At 67.8% G+C, this 22,598-nt stretch carries 19 protein-coding genes; 6 read left to right on the forward strand and 13 right to left on the reverse strand.

The genetic code is table 11. From position 1 onward, the window contains the following. Positions 1-268 (forward strand): hypothetical protein (locus tag ACFHYO_RS14480; protein ID WP_394321305.1); only part of this gene is annotated, 268 nt, incomplete at its 5' end. 55 nt (positions 269-323) lie between these two features. Here the strand turns inward: ACFHYO_RS14480 and ACFHYO_RS14485 are convergent. Continuing rightward, positions 324-2,972: an AMP-binding protein gene (locus ACFHYO_RS14485; protein ID WP_394321307.1), complete on the reverse strand. Its 2,649-nt coding sequence runs from the start codon at positions 2,970-2,972 to the stop codon at positions 324-326. Positions 2,973-3,087: 115 nt separating this feature from the next. On the opposite strand from ACFHYO_RS14485, the gene ACFHYO_RS14490 reads away from it, so the two are divergent. Both ACFHYO_RS14490 and ACFHYO_RS14495 read left to right on the forward strand, forming a co-directional pair. Then, a complete protein-coding gene (locus tag ACFHYO_RS14490) occupies positions 3,088-4,344 on the forward strand; it encodes a glycosyltransferase (protein WP_394321309.1) in 1,257 nt (418 codons plus the stop codon). 398 nt (positions 4,345-4,742) lie between these two features. Then, the gene (locus ACFHYO_RS14495) at positions 4,743-5,210 is read left to right on the forward strand and encodes a VPLPA-CTERM sorting domain-containing protein (RefSeq protein WP_394321311.1); all 468 of its coding nucleotides are present in this window, start codon (positions 4,743-4,745) and stop codon (positions 5,208-5,210) included. On the opposite strand, the gene ACFHYO_RS14500 is transcribed toward ACFHYO_RS14495, so the two are convergent. Both ACFHYO_RS14500 and ACFHYO_RS14505 read right to left on the reverse strand, forming a co-directional pair. After that, entirely contained in the window at positions 5,177-6,454 is a 1,278-nt protein-coding gene (locus ACFHYO_RS14500) for a glycosyltransferase family 4 protein (RefSeq protein WP_394321313.1), read from the reverse strand. The genes ACFHYO_RS14495 and ACFHYO_RS14500 overlap by 34 nt on opposite strands. A gap of 41 nt (positions 6,455-6,495) precedes the next feature. Next, entirely contained in the window at positions 6,496-7,455 is a 960-nt protein-coding gene (locus ACFHYO_RS14505) for a glycosyltransferase family 2 protein (RefSeq protein WP_394321315.1), read from the reverse strand. 229 nt (positions 7,456-7,684) lie between these two features. On the opposite strand from ACFHYO_RS14505, the gene ACFHYO_RS14510 reads away from it, so the two are divergent. From ACFHYO_RS14510 to ACFHYO_RS14520, 3 genes are all read left to right on the forward strand, one after another. Beyond that, positions 7,685-8,269: a VPLPA-CTERM sorting domain-containing protein gene (locus ACFHYO_RS14510; protein WP_394321317.1), complete on the forward strand. Its 585-nt coding sequence runs from the start codon at positions 7,685-7,687 to the stop codon at positions 8,267-8,269. Positions 8,270-8,409: 140 nt separating this feature from the next. Then, the gene (gene xrtD / locus ACFHYO_RS14515) at positions 8,410-10,017 is read left to right on the forward strand and encodes a VPLPA-CTERM-specific exosortase XrtD (protein WP_394321319.1); all 1,608 of its coding nucleotides are present in this window, start codon (positions 8,410-8,412) and stop codon (positions 10,015-10,017) included. A gap of 105 nt (positions 10,018-10,122) precedes the next feature. Continuing rightward, positions 10,123-11,199, forward strand: a complete 1,077-nt coding sequence (locus ACFHYO_RS14520; RefSeq protein WP_394321321.1) for a glycosyltransferase 61 family protein — start codon at positions 10,123-10,125, stop codon at positions 11,197-11,199. A 47-nt stretch (positions 11,200-11,246) separates the two neighbouring features. On the opposite strand, the gene ACFHYO_RS14525 is transcribed toward ACFHYO_RS14520, so the two are convergent. The 10 genes from ACFHYO_RS14525 to ACFHYO_RS14570 all read right to left on the reverse strand — a co-directional run. After that, positions 11,247-11,726 (reverse strand): serine O-acetyltransferase, encoded by a 480-nt coding sequence (locus tag ACFHYO_RS14525; protein WP_081962720.1) that lies wholly within the window; start codon positions 11,724-11,726, stop codon positions 11,247-11,249. Between the two features lie 4 nt (positions 11,727-11,730). Then, positions 11,731-12,651, reverse strand: coding sequence for a VirK/YbjX family protein (locus tag ACFHYO_RS14530; protein WP_172645220.1), 921 nt, complete (start codon positions 12,649-12,651; stop codon positions 11,731-11,733). A 1-nt stretch (position 12,652) separates the two neighbouring features. Beyond that, the gene (locus tag ACFHYO_RS14535) at positions 12,653-13,792 is read right to left on the reverse strand and encodes a glycosyltransferase family 4 protein (RefSeq protein ID WP_394321323.1); all 1,140 of its coding nucleotides are present in this window, start codon (positions 13,790-13,792) and stop codon (positions 12,653-12,655) included. A 51-nt stretch (positions 13,793-13,843) separates the two neighbouring features. Next, entirely contained in the window at positions 13,844-14,434 is a 591-nt protein-coding gene (locus ACFHYO_RS14540) for a hypothetical protein (RefSeq protein WP_036710806.1), read from the reverse strand. 120 nt (positions 14,435-14,554) lie between these two features. After that, positions 14,555-15,868 (reverse strand): sigma-54-dependent transcriptional regulator, encoded by a 1,314-nt coding sequence (locus ACFHYO_RS14545; protein ID WP_052175053.1) that lies wholly within the window; start codon positions 15,866-15,868, stop codon positions 14,555-14,557. Further along, a complete protein-coding gene (locus ACFHYO_RS14550) occupies positions 15,865-16,920 on the reverse strand; it encodes a 4Fe-4S dicluster domain-containing protein (protein ID WP_394321325.1) in 1,056 nt (351 codons plus the stop codon). Before ACFHYO_RS14550 ends, ACFHYO_RS14545 begins: the two co-directional genes overlap by 4 nt. Further along, on the reverse strand, positions 16,914-17,741 hold the full coding sequence (locus tag ACFHYO_RS14555; protein ID WP_394321327.1) for a TorD/DmsD family molecular chaperone: 828 nt from the start codon (positions 17,739-17,741) through the stop codon (positions 16,914-16,916). The genes ACFHYO_RS14550 and ACFHYO_RS14555 overlap by 7 nt, the downstream gene beginning before the upstream one ends. Next, positions 17,734-18,447: a 4Fe-4S dicluster domain-containing protein gene (locus ACFHYO_RS14560; protein WP_394321329.1), complete on the reverse strand. Its 714-nt coding sequence runs from the start codon at positions 18,445-18,447 to the stop codon at positions 17,734-17,736. Before ACFHYO_RS14560 ends, ACFHYO_RS14555 begins: the two co-directional genes overlap by 8 nt. A 14-nt stretch (positions 18,448-18,461) precedes the next feature. Then, positions 18,462-21,035 (reverse strand): molybdopterin-containing oxidoreductase family protein, encoded by a 2,574-nt coding sequence (locus tag ACFHYO_RS14565; RefSeq protein ID WP_197055247.1) that lies wholly within the window; start codon positions 21,033-21,035, stop codon positions 18,462-18,464. A gap of 19 nt (positions 21,036-21,054) precedes the next feature. Further along, positions 21,055-22,598 (reverse strand): cytochrome c3 family protein (locus ACFHYO_RS14570; protein WP_394321330.1); only part of this gene is annotated, 1,544 nt, incomplete at its 5' end.

Consider the following 22,598-nt stretch of genomic DNA (forward strand, 5'->3'; position numbering starts at 1 on the left):
CCGCGCCGACCAGATCACCGGCGCCTTCGACGACATCGAAATCATCGGCCTCGCCGCAAACCGGGGCGCAAGAATCGTCATCGATCATGACGCGGACACCGTCACCCTGTCTCTGACGAGTGCCGGAGGCGGCCATGGCGAGATCAGCATCCTCGCGGTCGGCACCGGGCACGCCGAGGACTGGTCACAGCACGGGGCATCGCGGGTCCTGTGGACAGCCTTGTCGGCCGATCCGCCGCCCGCCCTGGACGATCCGCTGCTTTATTGACGGCTGATGCGGGCCCGACGGCGACAGCCGGCCGGGCCCAACATTTGGTCGCGTGCTATCCGAAATATGCGCGCCAGACCTTCCGGCCCGACCAGCCCATCAACAGCAGGAAGATCCCCATCGGCACCGCCAGGGCGAGCCGGCCCGAAACCCCCGCCGCGGCAAGCATATCGCGGCCGGGCATCACCAGCCCGTGGAACACGTAGATCGGCAGGGCCAACGTTCCTGTCACGACGAGTGCCTGCAATATCAGCCGAACCGGCCGCGCCAGTCTCTCCCAGTCCAGCAGCAGAGACAGGAAACCGCCGGTGGCGAACAGCACCATCGACAGATAGAAGATCAGCCCGGGAAGCGACGTGAAAACGGGATTGTCGCGTTGCATGAAAGACCCCACGCCATAGGCCTCGACCATTGTCATCATGGCGAGCACCATGCCCAGCGTCCCGCCGACGACCAGCGCATGCGCGGCAAAGCCGGTGTCCCGCTGCTCCGAGAACCACACGCCTACCCCCATCCCAGCCGCCGCGACCGCCGACAATTTGAAGACGCTGTAACCTGCGACCAGCATCAGCCGAGGCCACTCCAGGACCGAATCCAGTTGCCGGGACGGGAGCAGCGGCGGAATGATCTGCCAGAGCAGCCAGAAGATCGGCAGCCCCGCCAAGAGCCAGGGAATCGGCCGTGCGACGCGCGCTAGCAGCGGCAACCACCACCGCGCCGTTCCAAGCATCAGAGCGTAATAGCCGAGCACGCTATAGAATGCGTGAGCAATCTCGAGTCCCCCGATCCTACCGCCCCGCACGGCGGTGTCGGCCAGCTTGATCGTCGCCAGCATAACCATCCCGAGGACGACGAGTGCAAACGAGGCCCTGAGTCGCCCGAGCACCGAGGCCCGGCGGTCCTCGAAGCCGGCCAGCATGAAATAGCCCATACCGAAGCCGAAGATGGTCGCGAAGCCGGGCGTACCAATCCGGTAGATCAGCGCCAGCACCGCTTCCGCGCGCTCGGCCAGCCCAAGCCGATTGAAGACCCCAGGCGCCCAGTGCGACATCAGGACCGACAACGCCATCACCGCTCGGGTCATCGAAATCGCCCAGCTGCGGCGGGCAGCGTCCGGCAGTGCAGCCGGCGCCACCGTCAACGGCGGACTGTCGGGCCCGAGCAAGGCCGCCGTCTCGCGCAGGCTCCTCCCCTCCATCGTTGCCCGGATCACCGGTTGTGGCAGGCCGACGCCTTCCATCACCAACCCGATCCGCACGGAGCTGAGCGAATCGCCCCCAGCGTCGTAGAAGCTCCGCTCCGCCGAGACCGGCATATCGCCAATGACCCGGGCCCAGATTGCCGCGAGGTGTTTTTCGTCCGAGGTGAGGGGGTCGGGGGCAGCGCTGGCCAACTCAGCCAGCCTGAGCCCGCTCGTCGCAGGTGAGGCTGCCCGCATCTCGGGCAGCAGCCGGCGCTGCACCTTGTCTGTTCCGGTCCGCGGCAGGCGAGCCGTTCGCATCACCTCCAGCGCTCCACCCGCCGGCCCCTGACCGACCACGACGCCCCGCCGGCTCAAGGCGATGCGCGCGGCCGATTCGATCAATACGGCTTGATCGCCGGCACCATCTTCGATCGCGAGCAGCGCCACCTCGCCGCGCGCCGGATCGGGCTGTGCGGCGATGGCGAAGTGGTCCGCTGCCCCGGGGACCATTGAACGGATGTCGTCTTCCAGCGCTTCGGCGCCGACCTTGACGCCCGCGATGTTGATCTGGTCGTCGAGCCGCCCGAGATAGTAAAGACGGCCGTCCCGGACCTCCCCACGGTCACGGGTCACCAGCCAACCCTCTGCGTCGGTCAATGGCACCAGCCGCCCGCCTGCTTCGATCCGTCCCAGCGCGACATTCGGGCCGCGGATCGCGATCGCCCCGCCGTCCGTGATCTTCAGACTCGTGCAGCCCGTTGCCGAACCGACCGAGTCAAGCGCCGTGTCCGGCACCGCAGAGATGTCCAGAAAGGTCGTCCGCGACGCCTCGGTCAGTCCATAGTGCTGGACGATGCGCGCGTTCGGGAACAACCGCCGCATCGCCCGCTTGTCGTTGGCCCCCATCGCCTGGCTACCGATCTCGATCCAGCGCACCGCCGCGCCGGCCTCTCCGATCACGCCCGGGTCGGACAGCAGGATTCGCCACAGGCTCGGCACTGCCGAGAGCGCATTAATCTCCCCGGCGTTCAACATGTTGCGGATCTCGACCGGATCGAAGCGCTCTGGCAGGAAGAAGGCACCGCCGGCCGCCGCCACTGCCCGCGCCCGACCAAGGCCAAACGAATACGTCACCGGGACGCCGATATATTCGCGGATCTCCGGGGTGACTTGCATCACATCGTTCAGGCGCTGGACGACATCGCCGAGGTTGCGGTGGCTCAGCAAGATTGCCTTGGGCCGCCCTTCGGTCCCCGAACTGAACACGATCTGCGCGGGGGTGTCGTCGAAACGGGGGGTGTGGGCCAGCTTCTCCCACCCACCCTCCGCGGGTGGGTGCGACTGCACGCTCTCGACGCGCAGTCCCAAGCCTTCGAGCGCCCCGGGCGTGCGGGTGATCGAAAACAGCCGTCCTTCCCGCCAGAACTCGAAGGCTGTCCGAAGGAACCCGCGGGTATTCGCCGCGGCGAGCGAGGCAACACGTGTTCCGCGCAGATCGACGATCGTCTCGGTCGTCAGCATTGTCACCCGCTGCCGTGGCTGATCTCGCCACCGGCTTAAGCGGGGGCGCCCGCCCGTGTCCATTGCCTTTCTAGTCAGTTGACTTGTCCGCAGGCCCACGGCCACAACGCCGGGCATGAAGTCCTCGACGCGCATCGCCTATCTGACCGGCGAATACCCGACGGTCTCGCACACGTTCATCCTGCGCGAGGTTCTGGCGCTGAGGGCGCTGGGGTGCGACGTCCTCACCTGCTCGGTGCGGCGGACGGACGCCGACCAGCATCGCGGCCCGGACGAACAGGAGGCGGCGCGGACGACCTTCCACGTCCTCGACGCAGTGCGCGGCCCGGCCTTGCTCGGGGCGCTTGTTTGGTCGCTGGCGCGGCCGCGACGTCTGGCTCGGGCACTGGGGCTGGCGGTCGCCACCCGGCCCGCTGGACTCAAGGCGACGATCCGCCAAATCGCCTATATGCTTGAGGCGACGGTGCTGGGGCGGCACCTCACGCGAGAGGGTGTCGGGCACCTGCACAACCATTTCGCCATGTCGTCCTCGTCGGTGGCCATGTTGACCGCCGAGCTGACGGACATCCCCTACAGCTTCACCCTGCACGGGCCGGCGGATTTTCTGGACACCGGCCGGTGGAGGCTGGACGAAAAGATCGCGCGGGCGCGGTTCGTTGCCTGCATCAGCCAGTTCTGCCGCAGCCAGGGGATGCTGTTCTCGGACCCGGCCCACTGGCCGCGGCTGCACATCGTGCACTGCGGCGTCGATCCGACTCGGTATCAGCAGGCGACCGACGACATTCGCCCGGCCGGGCGATCGGTGCTGTTCATTGGCCGGCTAGCCGCCGCCAAGGGCGTGCCAGTGCTGCTCGAGGCGTTTGCGGTGGTTCACGCAACACATCCGGACGCGCGTTTGACACTGGTCGGCGACGGGCCAGAACGGTCTGCGCTCGAGGCGCGGACGCGAGCGCTCGGGCTGACGGGGGCAGTCCGCTTCACCGGCTATCTGAGTCAGGACGAGGTGGCGAAGGAACTGTCTCAGGCCGATCTGTTTGCCCTGCCGTCGTTCGCAGAAGGCGTGCCGGTGGTGTTGATGGAGGCGATGGCATCAGGCTTGCCGGTCCTCGCCACCCGGATCGCCGGCATCCCTGAGCTGGTCGAGGACGGTCTTTCGGGTCGCATCGTCGCGCCGGGGGATGCGGCTGCGTTCGCCGCGGCGATGATCGAGTTGCTCGCCGATCCCGCCCGGGCGCGCGAGATGGGAAGGTCCGGCCGCGCCAAGGTCACCGCCGAGTTTGACGTGGCGATAGAGGCAGGCAAGCTCGCATGCCTGCTGAACCCCGAAAACGACGCAGCGGACCGTGCGGTCCGACACCCGACCGCCTCGTGAACACTTGTTCCCCCGTTTGAACGGGTCATCTGGCTGACAAGTCAGGCAGGTGAACTGGTCATGGACAGGATCGCTGCATCGGACGTGGCATCGCCGCGTCTGTCGTGGATCAAGCCGGTGACCGAATCGTGTCGATGCGATGATTAACTGCCAAATGATGCGGGAACTCTATTTCAGGTTGTTCTCCCAGAATCAAAACTCTCCCCGTGCACGAGATTTTCTGTCCAAAGAGATAGATGCCCTTGGACGTCCAATTGGGCAGATAGTCACGAAGGAAACAGCCGGGAACTTGAAATTCGGCGCAGCAGGAATTGTCGTAAATTAACGGTGATTCAGGGCGTCTCAAAAAGGCGTCTGAGACAGACGTTGTACAAACCTCTGCGAGGCAGGTGATTTTCATGCGTTACAAGAGTTTTATCTTTGCCAGTGTGATCCTGCTCTCGAACTCGCCGGTTTCCTCGGCGCTCGCGCCGGGCCTTTCGGGCCCGGCGCACGCTGGCGGTTACGTGGCGCCATTCATCGAAATGATGCCCGCCGCGCAGCCGCCGGCTGCTCCGGCAGGTTTCACCTTGTGCAACGAGCCCGCGATCTGTGCCGGTCTGGCGCTGGCAATCCTGGCGTTTCTGGTCAGTTCAGGCGGCAAGGGCTCCGACGGTCACGTCGTGCCCCCTGCGCCCGAGCCGCCCAAGCCCCCGGTCAAGCCGCCCGGCCCGCCGGAGGTGCCGCCAGAGGTCGCGCCGATACCGCTTCCCGCAACCGCCCCTCTCTTGCTGGGCGGGCTGGGCGTCATGGGCGCCATCAGGTACCGCAAGTCGCGTCGCGAGGCGAGCGTTCAGCCGAAGGGCGCGGGCCGGGACGAACGTTGACCGAGCACCCAGTCATAGACCTGTCGTACTTGGGCGGCTTTTCTTGACCAAGCGAACATCTCCTCGGCCCGGGCGCGCGCTGCCTCGCCGAGCGGACCAAGTTGCGCGGGGTCCGCCACGAGGCGCTCAAGAGTTGCACGGAACCCCGCGACCACAGCATCACGGGGGCCGATCGGCACCTTCAGCCCCCACTCAGGCTGGACAATTTCCCCGGGTCCCGCGTAATCGACAACCAGCGGCGGCAGGCCGATTGCCATCGCCTCGATGACGACCCCGCCCCCGAATTCGCGGATCGAGGGAAATGCGAGGACATCGCATCCCGCCATGATCTTCCCCACTTCGCCGTGTGGCACGCTCCCGTGAAGGGTCAAACGATCCGAAACCCCCAGTTTATCCGCGAGAGCTCTGATTTCGCCGAGCAGCGGCCCCTCACCGATCAGGTCCAGAACCAGCTTGCCCTCAGCCATCAATGGTGCCGCGGCCTCGACCAGCGCATCCGGCATCTTGTAGGGAACCATGCGCCCGACAAAGACCGCGCGCAGCGGCAGGCCCCTGCTGCCCGATGTAGCCCGCGCCGTGAAGCGCGTCGGGTCTATCCCGTTCTCGGGGAGATAGATCACCTTCTGGGCGGCGACCTCGGCGATCTCCCCCGCCGTGTGGCGCGATCCTGCCATGATGGCACAGGCGGCGCGCCAAGTCGCGGTGCGGCCGGGCAGCAGCCTGACTGCACCGCGCAGGATCGACAGGCGCTCACCCTCTCGAGCCCGGGACTCGGCATAGCCCGCGGGCCAGGGAACACCGCCATTGAGCGGCCCCATGACGAACGGGACCCCGGCTCGCGCAGCTTGGCGTCCGAAAAAACTGGGTTTTACGGGACTGAGTGGGGTGACGCGGTGGACGATATCCCATCCCCCCGCCTGGACCTCGGGACCGAAGAGACGCCAGGCAAGGCGGTCAAAATAAGCATCCGAGAATACCGTGATCGCCTGCTGGACGGTCCAGCCCCGGTTCGTCGATCCACCGACGCCAAGCATTTGGCTCAGCCGCCAGAGCGGACGCGCCACGGCTTCGCTGTCGATGGCGGTGAAGTCGCGCCCCTCCGACCATCCCGCCCGCAGGATGGCGTCCCGGTTCCGGATCTGAGTCACGAGGTGAACGTCGGCGACCTCGCGCAGCGCGCTGGTGAGCGACCACCCGACCAGCGGTACGCTAACCATCTCGGGATTGGCCGCTTCGGCCAGCACAAGGACCCGGGGGCGACCGCCCTGAGTTAGACCCCGTCGAGTCATGAGCGTTGACCGGCGCGCCAAACGGGCGCTCGTTCGGCCTCGATCTCAGCCACGGCACGCGCCTTGCCACGCCGCAGGGCGCGGCGCTGATAGTCGCGGATGAAATCCCGCAGCTCTGCATCGTCATGCTGCGTTTCACCCCGCATCCACGCGCCCAGAAACCCCTGGAGCGTCGCCAGACCGCCCAAGACGTAAGGTGGATGGGCCATGCGATAGAGGCCCGTAGCTACGAAATACGCAGGGTCAGACCCCATGTAGTACTGTCCGAATCCATGCCGGCGACGGCCGGTGAAGACGCTCTTCTGGCTCGACCCCATCGGCCGCAGATGCTCGAACCGCAGTGCATCGTCGTTCCAGCTGACCACGATCCAGCCGAGTTGCCTCGCCTTGTGGCAGTCGATCGCGTCCCACATCACTTCGCGGACGAATCCGCCGATCTGTTCGAAGCAGGTGCGGCGATAGAACTTGGTCATGCCGACCGACATCTCGTCGCCGCATTTCTCGGAAATCCAGCGCCCGCTTTCGGTTCGGAACCAGGGCTTTCCCGAACAGCTGCCGATGCGCGGGTTCTCCTCCATCCGCTGCATCAGGATCTCGAAGTAGCGGGGCGGTAGGTCCAGATCGAGGTCCAGCTTGCAGAGATAGGGGTACTGCTCGACGTCCACGTGATCGAGGCCGTGATAGAATGCCTCGATCACCCCCGGGCCGACCGCACGGTGACCGCGGTCAGCCCGCGTCACAACCTGGATGAAGGGATGGCGCGCGGCGTACTCGGCCAGGATCTGCGGCGTTTCATCGCTAGAACCGTCATCGACGATCACCCACCGCGCAGGCTGCACGCTCTGCGCCACGACGCTGTCCAGCGTCCGGCGCATGTACTCAGCCTCGTTGCGGCAGGGGGATACGAGAAGATAGACGCGGGAGGAGGACATTTGGGCGACCGATTCGTTTCTCATCCTTTGTGCCTTCCTCGTCTTTAACTCTCAACCTGCGGCTGCGGCCCATACTCAACCAAAACGTGCGTGTTCCAATTGCACTTCCGCTGAGGTAGAATTAACGCGGTCAATCTCTGAACTTTTGCTTAATTATTCGCGCCAACAAGTTCGAATTGTTGTTTCGTATCGGCTGTAGAGTTAGGATGCCTCGGGACACTGTATCAGTCCCTGCCGAAAGGAACCAACGGCCATGACCAAAATGAAGATGATGATCACTGCCGCTGCGCTGGCCCTGTCGGCCGGTGCTGCCAACGCTGCGGTGTACTATGCGACTGACGTGGTGGACTACTCTGTGGGGTCGTGCTCCCCGAAGAGCTGCACCGGTGACCGCTACGACAAGATGAACGCCCTGGGCGCGCCGGACGAAAAGTTCACCTCGCTCGGGATGGGCGGCTCGATCACTCTTGGCTTCGGCACCTCCTTCTCCGGGCAGAACAAGGTGACCGGCTACGAGATCACCTACTCGGCCGGCACGCCCGACAATACCCACCTTGAAGCGGTGGACGTGTACTCGGTCATGGGTGGCGTTGCGACCCTGCTTGGCCGCATCACGAACGTCGGCGGTACCGTCAAGTCGGTGATGTCGTACCTGCCGTTCGAGCACATCAAGCTCGTTGACGTGACCCGTGCCGAGTTCCCGGGCACCACGAGCTTCGATGGCTTCGACGTCGACGCCGTGGCGATCGCGGCGGTCCCGCTTCCGGCTGCCGGCCTTATGCTGCTCGGCGGTCTGGGCGGGTTCGCCGCTCTGCGTCGCCGCAAGAAGGCCGCCTGAAGCCTGGCTAAAATATGAAGGAGAGACCCGCCCCGCGGCGGGTCTTTCTAATTGGAGCTTCGTGCTCCACGGGTCATGATCAGGGCCGCCCCTCACCCGAACCCGCGTCCCGTTTCGACGATCAAGCCAGGATATCCGCGATGGTCGCCAGCAGCCCCACCCAATCCCGTGCGATTTCCGGCCTGACCCTGTCGGGGATGGCCGGATTGTTCTGGCTGGCGCTTGCCACGCTGGCAGCAGGCTGGTTCTTCAAGGATGGCCTCGACGCCTTGCTCGCAGCCTGGCAACGGCCGGAATACAGCCACGGGCCGCTGATCCCGGTGTTGTCCGGGCTGATGTTCCTGCGCGAACTCAAGCAGTACCCGCCCCACCCGGGAGAAATTCCCGACCGCTGGCCGGGCGTTGTGGTGGTGGCTCTGTCACTGATAGTAGGCGGGCTGGGCAAGCTGTCTGGCATCGACGACGTGGTGGCCTATGCGACGATCCTGTGGGTCGCCGGGATGCTGCTGATCTCGTTCGGCTGGTCCACGGGCCGGCATTTCTGGCCGCCCGTCCTGCATCTCGTCTACATGCTGCCGCTGCCGGACGTGCTGTACTACAAGGTCTCGACCGAGCTTCAGATGTTCTCGTCCGAGCTCGGCGTCTGGTTTCTCAAGCTGCTGAATGTCCCCGTCTTCCTCGAGGGGAACATCATCGATCTGGGCGTGCTCAAGCTGCACGTGGCCGAGGCGTGCTCGGGTCTGCGATACCTGTTCCCAATCCTGTCGTTCTCCTACATCTTCGCGGTCCTCTATCGCGGACCGACTTGGCACAAGGCAGTGTTGCTGGTGTCAGCGGTCCCCATCACGATGCTGATGAACTCGGTCCGCATCGCACTCGCCGGGTGGATCGCCAATACCTACGGGCCGGCATCGCTCGAGGGGTTCACGCATTTCTTCGAAGGCTGGGTGATCTTCGTCGCCTGCGTGGCCCTCCTGTTCGGGCTGGCGCGGCTGATGCTGCTGTTCCATCCCGGTCGCCCCACGCTGTCCGAGGCACTCGACCTCGAGACTGCCGGCATGGTCCAGCAACTGCGCCGCCTCGGTCTCGTCCGGCCGTCCCGGGCCATGATTGCGGCGGCGGCGCTTGGCATTGCGGCCCTGGCGCTCTGGCAGATGGTGCCCGACAACCGCGGCACCGCACCCGCACGGGCGCCGTTCGTCGCCTTCCCGCACGAGTTGGGCACGTGGCAGCAAGCCGGCCCGGATGAGCGGCTGTCGCGCGACGTCGAGCGGACGCTCGGCGCAGATGACTATCGACAGGCGCAATTCACCCAGGCCGGCGCCGCCGCGCCGGTGGGGCTCTTCATGGCGTTCTACAACGATCAGACCAAGGGCGGCATCCATTCGCCCGAGATCTGCTTGCCCTCGTCAGGCTGGGAAATCGCCCGGCTTCAGCGTGCCGACCTGTCGCAGCGGCTTGGAGTCGAAGGCCCCTTCCCGGTCAACGTCGCGGTCATCCAGAAGGGCTACACGCGGATGATGGTCTACTACTGGTTCCAGCAGGGCAGTCGGCGCGTGGCGTGGGACTTTGCCGCGCGCCTCTACCTGCTGGCTGACGGCGTCCGCAAGGGTCAGACCGATGGCGGGATCATTCGGCTGACCACTTCCATCCGTGAAGGCGAAAGCGACGACGACGCCGAAGCCCGGTTGCTGTCGATGACGCGCGAGTTGATCAAGCCCCTTCCACGCTTCATGCCCGAGGGATAACGGCCCGCTCAACCTTTGGCGTCAAATCCGGCTGGACAGTGCCCGCGGGCCTGCGATGAACGGTATGGCACCCCGCAGACTCCACGCAGCGTGACGGAACATTCCATGGTTTCAAAATCCCGCATCTGGCTTGCCGCCAGGTACCGACGCCTGGGTGTCCTTGGTCTTCGGGTGCACCGGCCGGCGTTCAGGCCGATCAGCACGCCGGGCGAGATGTCCGGCCGGCCGGCCCTTTTCGACCGCGCCCATCTAAGTCGGGTCACCGCCTGCGCCTTCGGCCGCAGCCTCGAAAGCCTCGTGGACGACCTCACAGCCACTCACTGGCGAGAGGGCCCATTGCTGCGCGCCGAACTCGGGCCGGCGGCGACCGTAGGGGGGACAATCCTGATGCGCGAAGGCTGGTTCGTCCATTCCGAATTCGTGAATGTGTCGCCTGCCGACTTGCGAACTGCCCCTCCGCCCCGCCCCCGCGCGGTGGTCGCAAATTCGATGCAGGGGCTCAGGTATTTCGGCCACTGGCTGAGCGACGACGTGTCCGCCGCCGAGGCCCATCGCGGCGACCCGGACCTCGTTTCGTTGCCGCTCGGCAAGTGGGCAGATCAGCCGGTCTATGCACAGCTGTTCGGGCAGACGTGGGAGCCCCGTCACCCGATCCTGCGGGCCGAGTCCATGACGCTGATCCGCGATCTCGGGTTCAGCCACGCCAAGGTGGCGCGTTACCGCGCGCTTCGCAGCCGCCTGCGCGAAGGTTTTATGTCCGACGAGACGCAACCCGGACGCATAGTCTTCATCCAGCGGGGACCTTCTGGCGATCCGCGGGAAATCGCCAACTGGCCGGAGCTCGAGAGTGCGCTCGTCGCTGCCGGCGTAACGATCATCCGCCCCGAGGGCGACACGCGCGCCTTTATTCGCGCGATGCTGGACGCCAGCATCATCATCACCGTCGAGGGCAGCCAGGACCGCCATGCCCTCTACAGCCTGCGCGATGGCGGCGGCATGATTACCATTGCGCCGCCAGATCGATTCTACGTCGCAACCCACGAATGGGCGCGGGCTCTCGACATGCACAGCGGAATCGTCGTCGGCACCACCGCCGAGGGCGGGTTCACCGTCGCCCCGGCCGAGGTGTTACAGATGATCGACACGATCCAGCCTCTGGTCGAGAACCGCGGCGCCGTCTGAATCGAACTGTCTGATCGGGCCCGGACGCCACCCACCCGCACGCTTGCTCAGTCGGCCTTCACATGCGGTTCGACGACCCGCTGCCGGGTGATCCGCGCGGGTACCCCGACCGCGGTGGCGTGCGGCGGCACGTCCGACAGGACCACCGCATTGGCCCCAATCCGGGCGCCCTCGCCGATGCGGACGGGACCAAGAACCTTCGCCCCTGCGCCGAGATACGCCGACCGCCCGACGTGCGGCGCGCCGCCCCCGGCCAGCTGGCCGAGCGTCACCTGCTGCATGATCAGACAGCCCGGCTCGACGACAGCTTCAGCATGAATGACGACCCCGTTCGGATGCGGCATCCTTGTCTCGGGATCTATCGACGCCTCTCGGCTGATGTCGCTGCCCGACAGGATTGACCAGAAGACGTGAGCTGCCTTGCCCATGCTACGGTTGATCCACGCGACCAATCCCCGCCTGTCCCGATATCGCTGATAACGGGCGATGGCGCGCAAAAGCCGTGCATCGCGATTCCGGATCGGCATGAGGTCACGTATCCCTGAAATTCACTGGCGAAAGCTCCGGCAGCGCTCGGATCAGATCGCGCTCCAGTTCGTCGAGGAATTGATAACGGCGGCGGTACATCGACCGCTTGTTCGGTTTGATTTCGTCATCACGACGACGGTCGGGCGCGATGGGAAGCCTGTAGAATTCGGCGTCGTGCTCGACGCCGCCGCGGTCCTGCCAGATTGCATCGTAATCCTGGGGTGCGATCGTCTTGCCCGCGAAGAAGGGGTGGTGGTGGTGACGCCGCGCATCGCGAACGGCGAGCAATGTCTGCACACCCCAGTGACGGCAGAGCATCCGGCAGACCTCGATCAGCAGGTCGCGCGGCCGCACCCCCAGTGCCGCCTTGGTGAGGTCGCGATACAACTCTGGTGCGTTCTCCGTGTTGCGGCCCTGGATCGAGCCGATCAGCGCGTACAACGTCCCGTCCTTCGACTCGCCCAGCGAGAACGCCAGAGAATAGGCTCGGAAATCCCCCGCGAAAATATTGAGCGTCAGCCCACCCTCACGCATGAACCAACGCGGCTGGTCGAGCACGATCCGCAGCCCGGGATGAATCGCATCAAGCTCGGCCAGGATCAGCTTGTCGGTCACCGCAAAGGGAAAAGGCGGGCCCAGCCGGTCCAGCGCCCGGTAATGCGCGACCACCCGATCCAGCCGTTCGGGGATGTCCCAACTGGAACAGAGGTAGGGCCAGACGAGCGGCCCCACGATCAACTCGGGGCGCTCGCCCATGATCCGCTGCAAGGACGGTGACGGGTCCGAAACAAAACCTGCGAGGTGACGTCCGTTCACGACCGCCAGCGCTGTGACCTTTAATCGCAGGTTTGCCTGACCGGGCTTTCCGGCAATGGCCGGGATCGCTCGCCTGACCAGCGACAGGACGGATGTACGCGAAGCCATCTCAGCGATTCCCTTTCGCCAGGCTGGTCGCGGCTGACCTGAGCGGCCCGCGCGCCGCGCTGCCGGCCTGTCCGTTGAGCACATCCTGCAACGCCGATTCGAATGCGGCCCCTGCGGCCGACACACTGTGCAGTTGCGCCGTCGACCACGCCGCGTCAGACGCCGCCCGCCATCTCGCGGGTTCCACTCTCAGGAAGTCGAGGGCGGCCTGCGCGAAGGCCTCGGGGTCGGCGTCGGCGATACGCCCGTTTCGCCCATCGACCAAGTCGGGTGCGGCGCCCGCCGACGTGGCGAGAACCGGCGTCCGGCTCGCCATTGCTTCGAGAAGCGGCAGCCCGAACCCTTCCCTGCGGGACGGGAACAGCCACAGGTCGCACGAAGCGTAGAGCGCCGCGATCTGCGCCTGGTCCGGGCTGCGCGCATAGTTGATCCAGGCCGGTAGCCTGTCGGGCCGCGCATGGGTTCCGAACGACGTCGCGGCCACCTCGGGGATGGCACGTCGGACGCGTTCCAGCGCTGCAATGGCCAGGCCGACGTTCTTGCACGGGTGCGGGTTGTACAGAAATCCCACCCGGGGGGGCTTTCCCATCTCTCGCGGAGGGGTGGCGAAGTGTTCGGTGCTGACCCCGTTGGTGACCAGCGTGGCCTGTCGGCGATACCGGGTCTCCATCGTGCGGGCCAACCAGCCGGCCACCACGAGCTTGTGGTTGTGCTGCCGATAGACGGCGTCCACACGGTCGCGAAGTGCGACCTCGAAATCCTCAAGCCCCTGGATGAAATGCACGTGGGCGCCCTTCTCCGGGGAAAGCCGATCGGCCCATTCGGCCGTCGTCCACCAGGTCGACACGATCACGTCTGCGTCGGGCAAATGGTCTGGGTCGACAGGCCGATGCTCGTCCAGCTGAACCACCGGCAGGTCGAGACCGGTGAAATGTCCGCGGTCCGGGGGAAGAGGGACCATTCGGGCAAGCCCTAGCCATCGCTTGAGGCGCAGTCTCTGTCCGACCAACGCCGGCCCGGGAAAGCGCACCACGAGCGTCACCTGATGACCTGACGACGACAGGTACGCGGCGTGTTGCGCGACGACCCGCAGGCCACCGGCAAGTCCGCTCAATCCCGGCAAGGCAAAGGTGATCCGCATCGGTCTTACTGTCTCGTTCGTATGCCCGCGTGCCGAGTAGCAGCCTAGCCCTCAGCGCCGCGTGGGCCGGGCAGGCAGCCGTACCGCCAGTATTGCGCCCACGGCGATCAGGATCGGCCCGACCGATTCAAGCACCAAATTCGCCCGCACCCCCACGACCGGGATACCGAGCATCCGATCGAAGTGGTGAAAGCCTACGGCTCGCATCAACACGAAGCCCGAGACAAAGACCAGCCCCACCACTGCCAAACCCGTCCGGGGCAGGGTTCCGCGCAACACGCGCAGCAAAGCCAGCAGCAGCAGGATGGCGGCCACCGCAATTGCGGCCAAAAAGCCAGTCTGGACCAGCCTGCGGTCCTGATACCACCCCTGCGCACGCGCCGCGCACCGCCCCACCGCGGTCAGTGCCGATTGCAGGTCAAGCTGCTTGTTGACCGCGAGCGCGAGCATGAATCCCGAGACGACCAGCCAGAACACGCGCTCGCGGCGATAGCTGGTCGCAGGAAAGAGCCCCTGCCCCGCGGTTCGCAGCGCCAGCGCCGCGACGACCAGGTACAAGAGCACCGTCGCCCAGCCCTGCCAGGTCGGATCACCGATCCCCGGCTGCCAGCGGGTGGCGGCACAGTCGATGGTCGCGCCCATCAGCTGCCTTCACCCGCTGGCGGGAGACAACTGCCCGAAGCTGCCCGGCAATTCGATGGATATGCGGGGCGCACCATGCCGCATCCTTTCCGTTGCGCCCTGGATCGGGCCGTTCGGGTGCTACTCCGCCGCCTTGCGGATGATCCGGTAGGTCGTCCGCTCGCTGATCCCCAGCACCTGCGCCACCTTCTGCCGGTTGCCGCCGTAGCGATCAAGCAGCAGGTCGATGTAGCGGGCGCGCAGCTCCTCGGCGGTGGGCAGGTGGTCGAAGCTCAGCACCACGCCGCCCGGGGCCGGTCGGGCGCCCGGCGCGGGGCGCAGGCCGAGGTCGGCCGAGGTGATCTCGGGCGCGTCGGCGGACATGATGACGCCGCGGTCCACCGCGTTGTGCAGCTCGCGCAGGTTCCCCGGCCAGTGGTGGCGTACCAGCGCGTCGATCGCCTCGGGCGCGAAGCGCTTGTCCACGTCGCGCTGGAAGCTGCGCGTCTCGAGCAGGTGGTGGGCGACCGCCGGGATGTCCTCGGGCCGGTCGCGCAGCGCGGGCGCGTGCACCTCGAGCGTCGAGAGCCGGTAGAACAGCTCGTCGCGGAACGTGCCCTCGGCCACCCGCGCCTTGAGGTCGGCCGAGGTCGTGGCGATCACCCGGATGTCCTGGCCGATGAACTGCGTCCCGCCGATCCTGCGCACCCGCCCCTGTTCGAGCAGCCGCAGCAGCGGGGCATAGATCGTCTCGGGCAGGCGCTCGATGTCGTTCAGCAGCAGCGTGCCGCCCTGCGCCTGGGCAAGGATGCCGCGGCCGACATGGCCCTGCCCCTCGCTGCCGAAGAGGTCGGCGGGCGTCAGCGTCGAATCGCAGTCCACCGCGACGAGCTGGCGGCTGGCGCGGCCGCTGGTCGCGTGGATCACCTGGGCGATGGCGGATTTGCCGGTGCCGCCCTCGCCGGTGATGAGGATCGGGGCGGCGGCGTGGGCCACCAGCTCGATGGTGCGGCGCAGCGCGCCCATCACCGGGCTCTGGCCCAGCATCGCGTTCTGCCCGGGCGCGGCGCGGCTGCGCCAGAACTCCACATCGTCCTGCAACCGGCGCACGGTGCAGATGCGGTCGAGCGCGCGGGCGAGGATCGGCAGCGGCGCGCCGGCCGGCAGATAGTCGGCCGCCCCGGCGCGGATCGCCTCAAGCGCCTCGTCCACCGACGGCTCGGCGGTCAGCACGATCACCCCGCAGCCGGGCGACAGTTCGGCCAGCAGCGCCGGCAGGTCGGGCAGGCCGGCGTCGAGCAGGATCGCCGCCGGGATCGCCTCGTCGATCAGCCGCTCGAGCGCGGGGCCGTCGGCGCCGCGGCGCACGGGATAGCCGGCCTCGGCCAGCGTCGCGGCGGCCGCGTCGAGGCGCGCACCACCGACGACCACGAGATCGGGGGCCGCAGGGGTCACGCAATCACCTGGTGCAGGCGCTTGCCGTGCGGGGCCGCGCGGCAGATGCGGCAGAGGTCGGGGGCCGCCTCGGTCGCCGCCGTCACCGGCTCGTGCACCGAGACGCCGCACATCCGGCAGCGGAAATCGTGAAGCGGGATCGGTGCGGCTGCCTGGGCCATCGGCTCGACTCTCATCGCGGCGGGGGCACAGATGTCCACGCATAACGCGCAGCCGGTGCACCGCTCTGCGGCCACAGTGTAGCGCAAGACTCCGCCCTCGCTGTCAAGCGCCAAGACCTCTTCGGGGCAGATCCTCAGGCAGGCGTCGCAGCCGATGCAGAGTGCGGGGTCGATGCGGGGGACGTGGCGGAACCGCGGCGCCGCGCCCGGCAGCGCCTGCAGCGCCCGCAGCGCGGCGGCGGGGTCGGCGGGGGCGGCAACCTCGCCCGCGGTGGCGAAGCGGGCAAAGAGCCGGCGCCGCGCGGGGTCCACGGCGGCGCGTTCGTCCAGCGCGGCGCGGGCCTCGGCGGGGGTGGCGGGGCGCAGCTCGATCCCCGCGCGGCCGCGGTCGGCGGCCAGCGCGTTGAGCCGTGCGACCCGGTCGAACAGCGTCTCGGGCGGGCAGAGCGGACAGGCGGCGCAGTCGGGCGTCGCCACCGCGATCCGGTGCGGGCCGGCGGCGAGAGCCGCGTCCGACAGAGCGTGGATGCAGCGCGCCACCGCGGCGCGGGCGGCGCCCGGCCATTCGCGGCACATCGCCACCGCGGGTCCGGCCGCTCCCAGAGGGATCAGCACCTCGGGCGGCGAGGGCGCCAGCGCCAACGCCTCCTGCGGGCAGGCGGCGACGCAGGCGCCGCAGCCCGTGCAGGCTTCGGCGAAGATGAAGATCTCGGTGCCGGCGGGGAAGATGGCGTCCTCGCGGCAGGCATCCTCGCAGGCCTGGCACGAGGATTCCTCGAGCCTCGCATGGGTGCAGCGCCCCTCGCCCACCGCGGGGACCGACCCCGCGGCGGATGCAGAGCCGGCGGGCGCCGGCCCGCCCGGTTCGGCCTCGCGCGGGGGGGCTACCAACTTTCGGCGACCCCGGGGATGAAGCGCTCGGGCTCGTCGGGGGTCACGGCCTGGGCCTGCGGCAGCGGCGCCACCGGCCCCCGGCGCACGCCCGAGACCTGCGCGATCAGCTCGCGCAGCCCTTCGAGGTAGGTCGCGGTCAGCAGCCCGCTGGCCGCGACCAGCGGCTCGGCCGCGCGGGCGGCCACGCGGCGGCCCCACTCGGGCACCCAGGGCAGCACGTGCAGGTCCATGAACCGGCCCGCATCGACCGCCGCCACCTGCGTCCCCTGCCCCAGCAGATGCTGCACGAACTGCAGCTCGTGGACGATGTTGTCGTCGCTGCGCCGTCGCCAGTCGGGGGTCGAGAGGCCGTAGTGCTCATACCAGTCGCGGACCGCAAACATCGGCTCCTGCCGCTCAAGGCTTTCGACGGTCATCCAGACCGAGCCGTTGGGCGAGGCGCGCAGCCCGTGGGTGATGTGCACCTCGGCCCAGGCGGCGGCCACGAGGTCCATGTCGGCCTCAACCGGGTCGTCGGGCAGCGCGTCGAGCGCCTCGGCCAGCGCGGCGGCGGCGGTCTGGCCGTCCTCGCCGGCGAGGATCGCGGCAAAGAGCGCGGGGGCCTCGGCCTGCTTGAGGCCGCGGACCAGCGCGGCGTCGGGCTCGCGGTCATGCAGGCGGATGATGAGGCCCAGCGCCTCGGCGGCCGCGGTCAGCGCCGCCTGCCCCTCGGGCGACAGCCTCGCGGGTTCGGGGCGTACGCTCTCGTCGGCGGGGCCGTGATGGTGGTCGGCCCCGCAGCCGCAGTCGTGGGTCGCAGCCTTGGTCGTCTCAGCCATCCACACGGCCCTTGGAATGGGAGATGAAGACGATCGAGGGTTTCGTCAGGTCGGGGTCGGCCATCCCGCGGACCTGGCTCACCACCTGGTCGTTCGGGCCGCGCGCCTTGGTCTGGTAGGTGCCGTCCCTGAGCTGGTCGATCGGGCCCACGTCCAGCACCCGCATCATGCAGGCGCTGACGCAATAGGGCTTCCGCCCGGCCTCGAGCTCGTCGATGCACATGTTGCACTTGGCGACCACGTTGCGGTGCGGGTCATACTGCGGCGCGCCGAAGGGACAGGCGGCCTCGCATTTCCGGCAGCCGATGCAGAGGGTCGAGTCGATGTCCACCACGCCGTTGTCGGCGCGCTTCCAGATCGCCCCGGTCGGGCAGGCCGGCAGGCACGCGGGCTCGGCGCAGTGGTTGCAGGACATGTTGATCTTGAAGGCGAAGACGTTGGGGAAGATCCCGCCTTCCACGTACTGCACCCGGCGGAAGCGCGGCCCGGCGTCCAGCCCGTTCTTGTCCTTGCAGGCGATCTCGCAGGCCCGGCAGCCGATGCAGTCCACGTTGTTGTGGATGAACCCCATCTGCATCTCGGGCACGACCGGCACATAGCGCTCGCGCTTGCGCCGGGCGGCGTTCTCCTTGATGCGCGCCTTGATGGCGGCGCGCTCTTCGGGGGTGGGCGGGGTGTGAACCCGGACGTCGCTGTTCGTTGCCATCGGTCGAGCCCCCCTCAGAGATCGCGGCGGAAGACGTGGCTGCGGGCGGTGGACAGCTGGTCCCAGCCCGGCCGGTGGATCAGGTCGCTCTTGGCAATATCCACGAGAACCGTGTTGTAGGCAAAGGCTCCGGCGGGCGACGGCTCGTCGAGCGTGAGGAAGTCGGGGTTGCCCGACCGGTCCACGCCGTTCGAATCGAGGTCCATCCACGCGCCCTCATGCAGCACCGCGACGCCGGGCATGCAGCGCTCGGTGACATAGACCGGCGTGACCACCTTTCCGCGCTCGTTCCAGACCTCGATCGTGTCGCCGGTCTGGATGCCCAGGCGCTTGGCGTCCGCGGCATTCATCGTCGTCTCCTGGCTGAAGGTCTCGCGCAGCCAGGGGATGTTGTTGAAGATCGAGTGCGTGCGCCAGCGCGGGTGCGGGCTGATGAGGTGGAACGGATACTTGGCCGTCTTGGGGCTGTTCAGGCTTTCCCACGGCTCGATCCACTTCGGGATCGCCGGGATGTGATAGCCGTACTGGGTCCGCGTCCAGTCGGTGATCTGCGCGAGCTGGCCCGAGAAGATCTCGATCTTGCCGGAGGCGGTCTGGAACGGCACCCCCTGCTCGATCTGCGCGCGAAAGGCGACGTGCGGCTCGGGCAGGATGAACTTGTAGACGCCACGCTTCTTGAACGTCTCCCAGCTCCAGTCGACGTGCTGGTGTTCCTGGACCTTGTGCCACCAGTCCACGAGATACGCCTCGTCCACCTCGTCGGGGTCGTTGAAGTAGTTGCGGTTGGCCTTGGGGTTGTAGGCCTCGCCGAAGCCCAGCCGATAGGCCAGCTCGGTGAAGACCTGAAAGTCGGTGCGGCTTTCGCCCATCGGCTGGATGACCACCGGGCGGTGGATGTAATAGTGGCCCTTGTACCAGGGCAGGGCGACGTCATGCCGCTCGAAATGGGTGGCGATGGGCAGCAGGTAGTCGGCCCAGATGCCGGTCGGCGTGATGGTCGAGTCCATGCAGACGAGCAGGCTCTCGCCCTCGCCGTAGCTGTCGAGGCGGCGGATCGCCTCGATCTCCTTGTTGATGTTGGTGAGCTGGTTCAGCCAGTCCGAGCCCTGCCAGAAGATGCCGCGGATGTTCGGCACCACCCCGTCCAGCTCGTCGCTGCGCGGCCACAGCCCCGCCTCTTCGCGCCGCACGTTGGGATAGTTCAGCACGATATGCGCCCAGCGGTCGGACTTGATCGAGGCCCACCAGAGGTTGGCGTTCTGGTCATAGGGATAGGCCACCGCCTCGGGGTGCCAGGCCTTGCCCACGCCCTCGGCGCAGCCGCCGAGGATGCCGATGTTGCCGGTCATCGCCTGAAGGGCGGCGGCCATGCGGTTGTACTGCTCCCCATAGGCGTTGCGGCCCGGCGCCCAGCTCGCCTTCAGCGCGGCGGGCTTGGTCGTGGCATACATCTCGGCCAGCTTGCGGATGTCGTCGGCGCTGACGCCGCAGATCTCGGCCGCCCATTCGGGCGTCTTGGGCGTGCCGTCATAGTCGCCGCGCAGGTAGTCACGGAAGTTCTCGTGCCCCTGCGCCCAGACCGGCATGGTACCGGCGTCCATCCCCTGCACGAAGCGATTGATGAACTCCTGATCGTGCAGGCCCATGTCGAAGATGTGGTAGGCCATGCCCGCCATCATCGCCGCATCGGTGTTCGGCTTGATCGGGATCCACCACGCGTCATAGGCGGCGGCCGAGTCGGTGTATTGCGGATCGACCAGCACGAACTTGCAGCCGCGCTGCTTGGCCATCCGCATATAGTAGAACGTGTTGCCGCCGTGGAACGTATAGGCCGGGTTCCACCCCCACATGATGATCAGCTTGCAGTGGGCGTAGGCGTCGTCCTCGTTGCCGTCCTCGATGGTGCCGAAGGTCATCCGGCTCGAGAACGTCGTCCCCTGATAGGACGGCACCGACCACGAATTGGTGCGGCAGCCGAACATCCCGAGGAAGCGGCCCAGCAGCCCCTCGATCTGGTCGGACTTGTGCAGCACCCCGTAGGACGCGCCGGCATAGGACTGGTCGAGCAGCGCGGTCGGGCCATAGGTGGTCTTGAGGTGGACCATCCGCTCGGCGATCTCGCTCAGCGCCTGGTCCCACGAGATGCGCTTGAACTTGGCCTCGCCGCGGGCGCCCACGCGCTTCATCGGGTAGAGCAACCGCTCGGGCGAATAGAGGCGCGCGCGGTAGCTGCGGCCGCGCAGGCAGGCGCGGACCTGCGGCTTTTCCTCGGTGTCGGTGCCGTAGGCGTCGCCCTGATATGTGCCGTTGTCGGTCGAGAGGCGAACGATCACGTCGCCCTTCTTGTGCGCGACGAGCATATGGCGGCTGCCGCAGTTGTGCGCGCAGGACGTCACCACCGTCTCGAGCTCGTCGTCCTTGGGATAGGGCTCGTAGGCGAAGGCCTCGGCCCGGCGCGGCACCGACGGCAGCACGAGGGCGGTGGCCGCGGTCGCGGTCGCGGTCTGCAGGAACTGGCGCCGGGTCGGGGTCAGCGCGCGCGCCCAGGCAGCGGGGTCGAGCAGCGCGGTCAGCATCGGTCGGGTCATGGCTTGGTCCCCTTTCGGCTCAGTTGGCGGGGGCAGCGGCAGGCGCCGCCGCATCGGGCGAGGCGGGCGCCGGCGCGCCGGCACCGGGCATCGCCGGCGGCGCGTCGGGCGGGGTCGCCCCCGTCGAGGTGCCCGGGTTGTTCGGCGGCAGCCGCGCCTCATCAGTCACCGGGCTGCCGTCCGCCTGCGGGTCGAGCGGCGCCACGCCGGCATCGGGCGCGGTCGGCAGCGTCGGATCGGTCGGCGGCTGCGCGCCCATCACCGGGGCGGGCTCGGCCGGGCCGCCCGACGGCACGCCCGAGGCGCTCGGCGCGGCCGCGGCCTGTTCGCCCATCGGGTCGGTCGGCAGGGTAGCGGGGTTGACCGCCGGCCCCTCGTCCTCGTCCCAACCGGGCGTGGGGTCCGAGTCCGGCATCCGCCAGGCGACGTCGCTGCGGGTCTGCCGGCCCAGCGCCCAGTCGGGCACCGTCTCGGTGTCCATCCCCGGCCACGCGGTGCGCGGATAGGGATACGAGGTGCGGAACCACGCCCGCCCGCCGTGGCAACCATAGCAGGTGTCCGACCCGGCCTGCGCCAGATCCTCGATGCTCGCCGCGTTGAGATAGGTCACGTTGTGGCGGTTGGTGCGGAAGGTCTCGGCGTGGCAGGACAGGCAGCCGTTGGCCAGCGTCGGGTCGTCCGAGGTGGGGTCCTCCATGTCCGCGCGGACCTCGGGCCAGGGACCGCCCAGGCCCATGATGTTCACCGGGTCGGGCATCTGGCCGTGGCAGCGCAGGCAGGTCTCGGACGGGTTGACCATCTTGCGGTTGGTGAACTCGGGCTGCACGGGCGAGCTGAAGGCGTGCCGGCCGGGCATCATGTCCGGGCTTTCCTCGCGCGGGTCGTTGCCCTTGTGGCAGAAGTTGCAGGTGAGCTTCATCGTCGCCTTGGCGAAGTCGCTCTCCATATGCCGCCAGTGGAAGTCCTGCTGGTCCTGCATGTAGGTGTCGAGCGTCTGGTACCATGCGATGGTGCTGTCGGCCCGCAGTCCGGCGGGGCTGGCGACGGCGACCTTGTGGTTCAGGATTTCCTTGTGACAGGCGAGGCATTCCGAGTCCGTCGCCGTGGCGATCGCGGGCTGGAAGTGGATCGGGTGATAGCGGGCGCGCTGGTAGTCCATGCCCGGCAGCGACGCCTTGAGCGCGGCGAGCTTCTCGCCGATGGCGGCGATCTCGGCATCGGTCTCGCCGGGCGGGTCGCGGTGCTCGACCTGCACGATCTCACCCTGCGGCAGCGCCGAGACCTCGGGCGCACCCTCGGGGCGGGCGACGCCGGCGTTCGGCGTCTCGCCGCCGGGCGAGAGCGTCTCGGGCGCCGGGTTCTCGGCCAGCGGCGGGGCGGTGCCCGGCGCGGTCTCGACGGCGACCTCGGCCCGGGCGGTGCCCGGCGCGACGCTGGCCGCGGGGGTGGTGGTCTCGGCATCCGCGGGGGCGGGCGTGGTCTGCGCCGGATCGACGGCGGCGGCCGGGGCCGGATTGGTCGCGGCGTCGGCTGCGGCGACCGCGGCGGGGGCGGCCTCGGGGG

The sequence above is a fragment of the Paracoccus panacisoli genome (assembly GCF_042435015.1).
In the GTDB taxonomy this organism is placed as follows: Bacteria; Pseudomonadota; Alphaproteobacteria; order Rhodobacterales; family Rhodobacteraceae; genus Paracoccus; species Paracoccus panacisoli.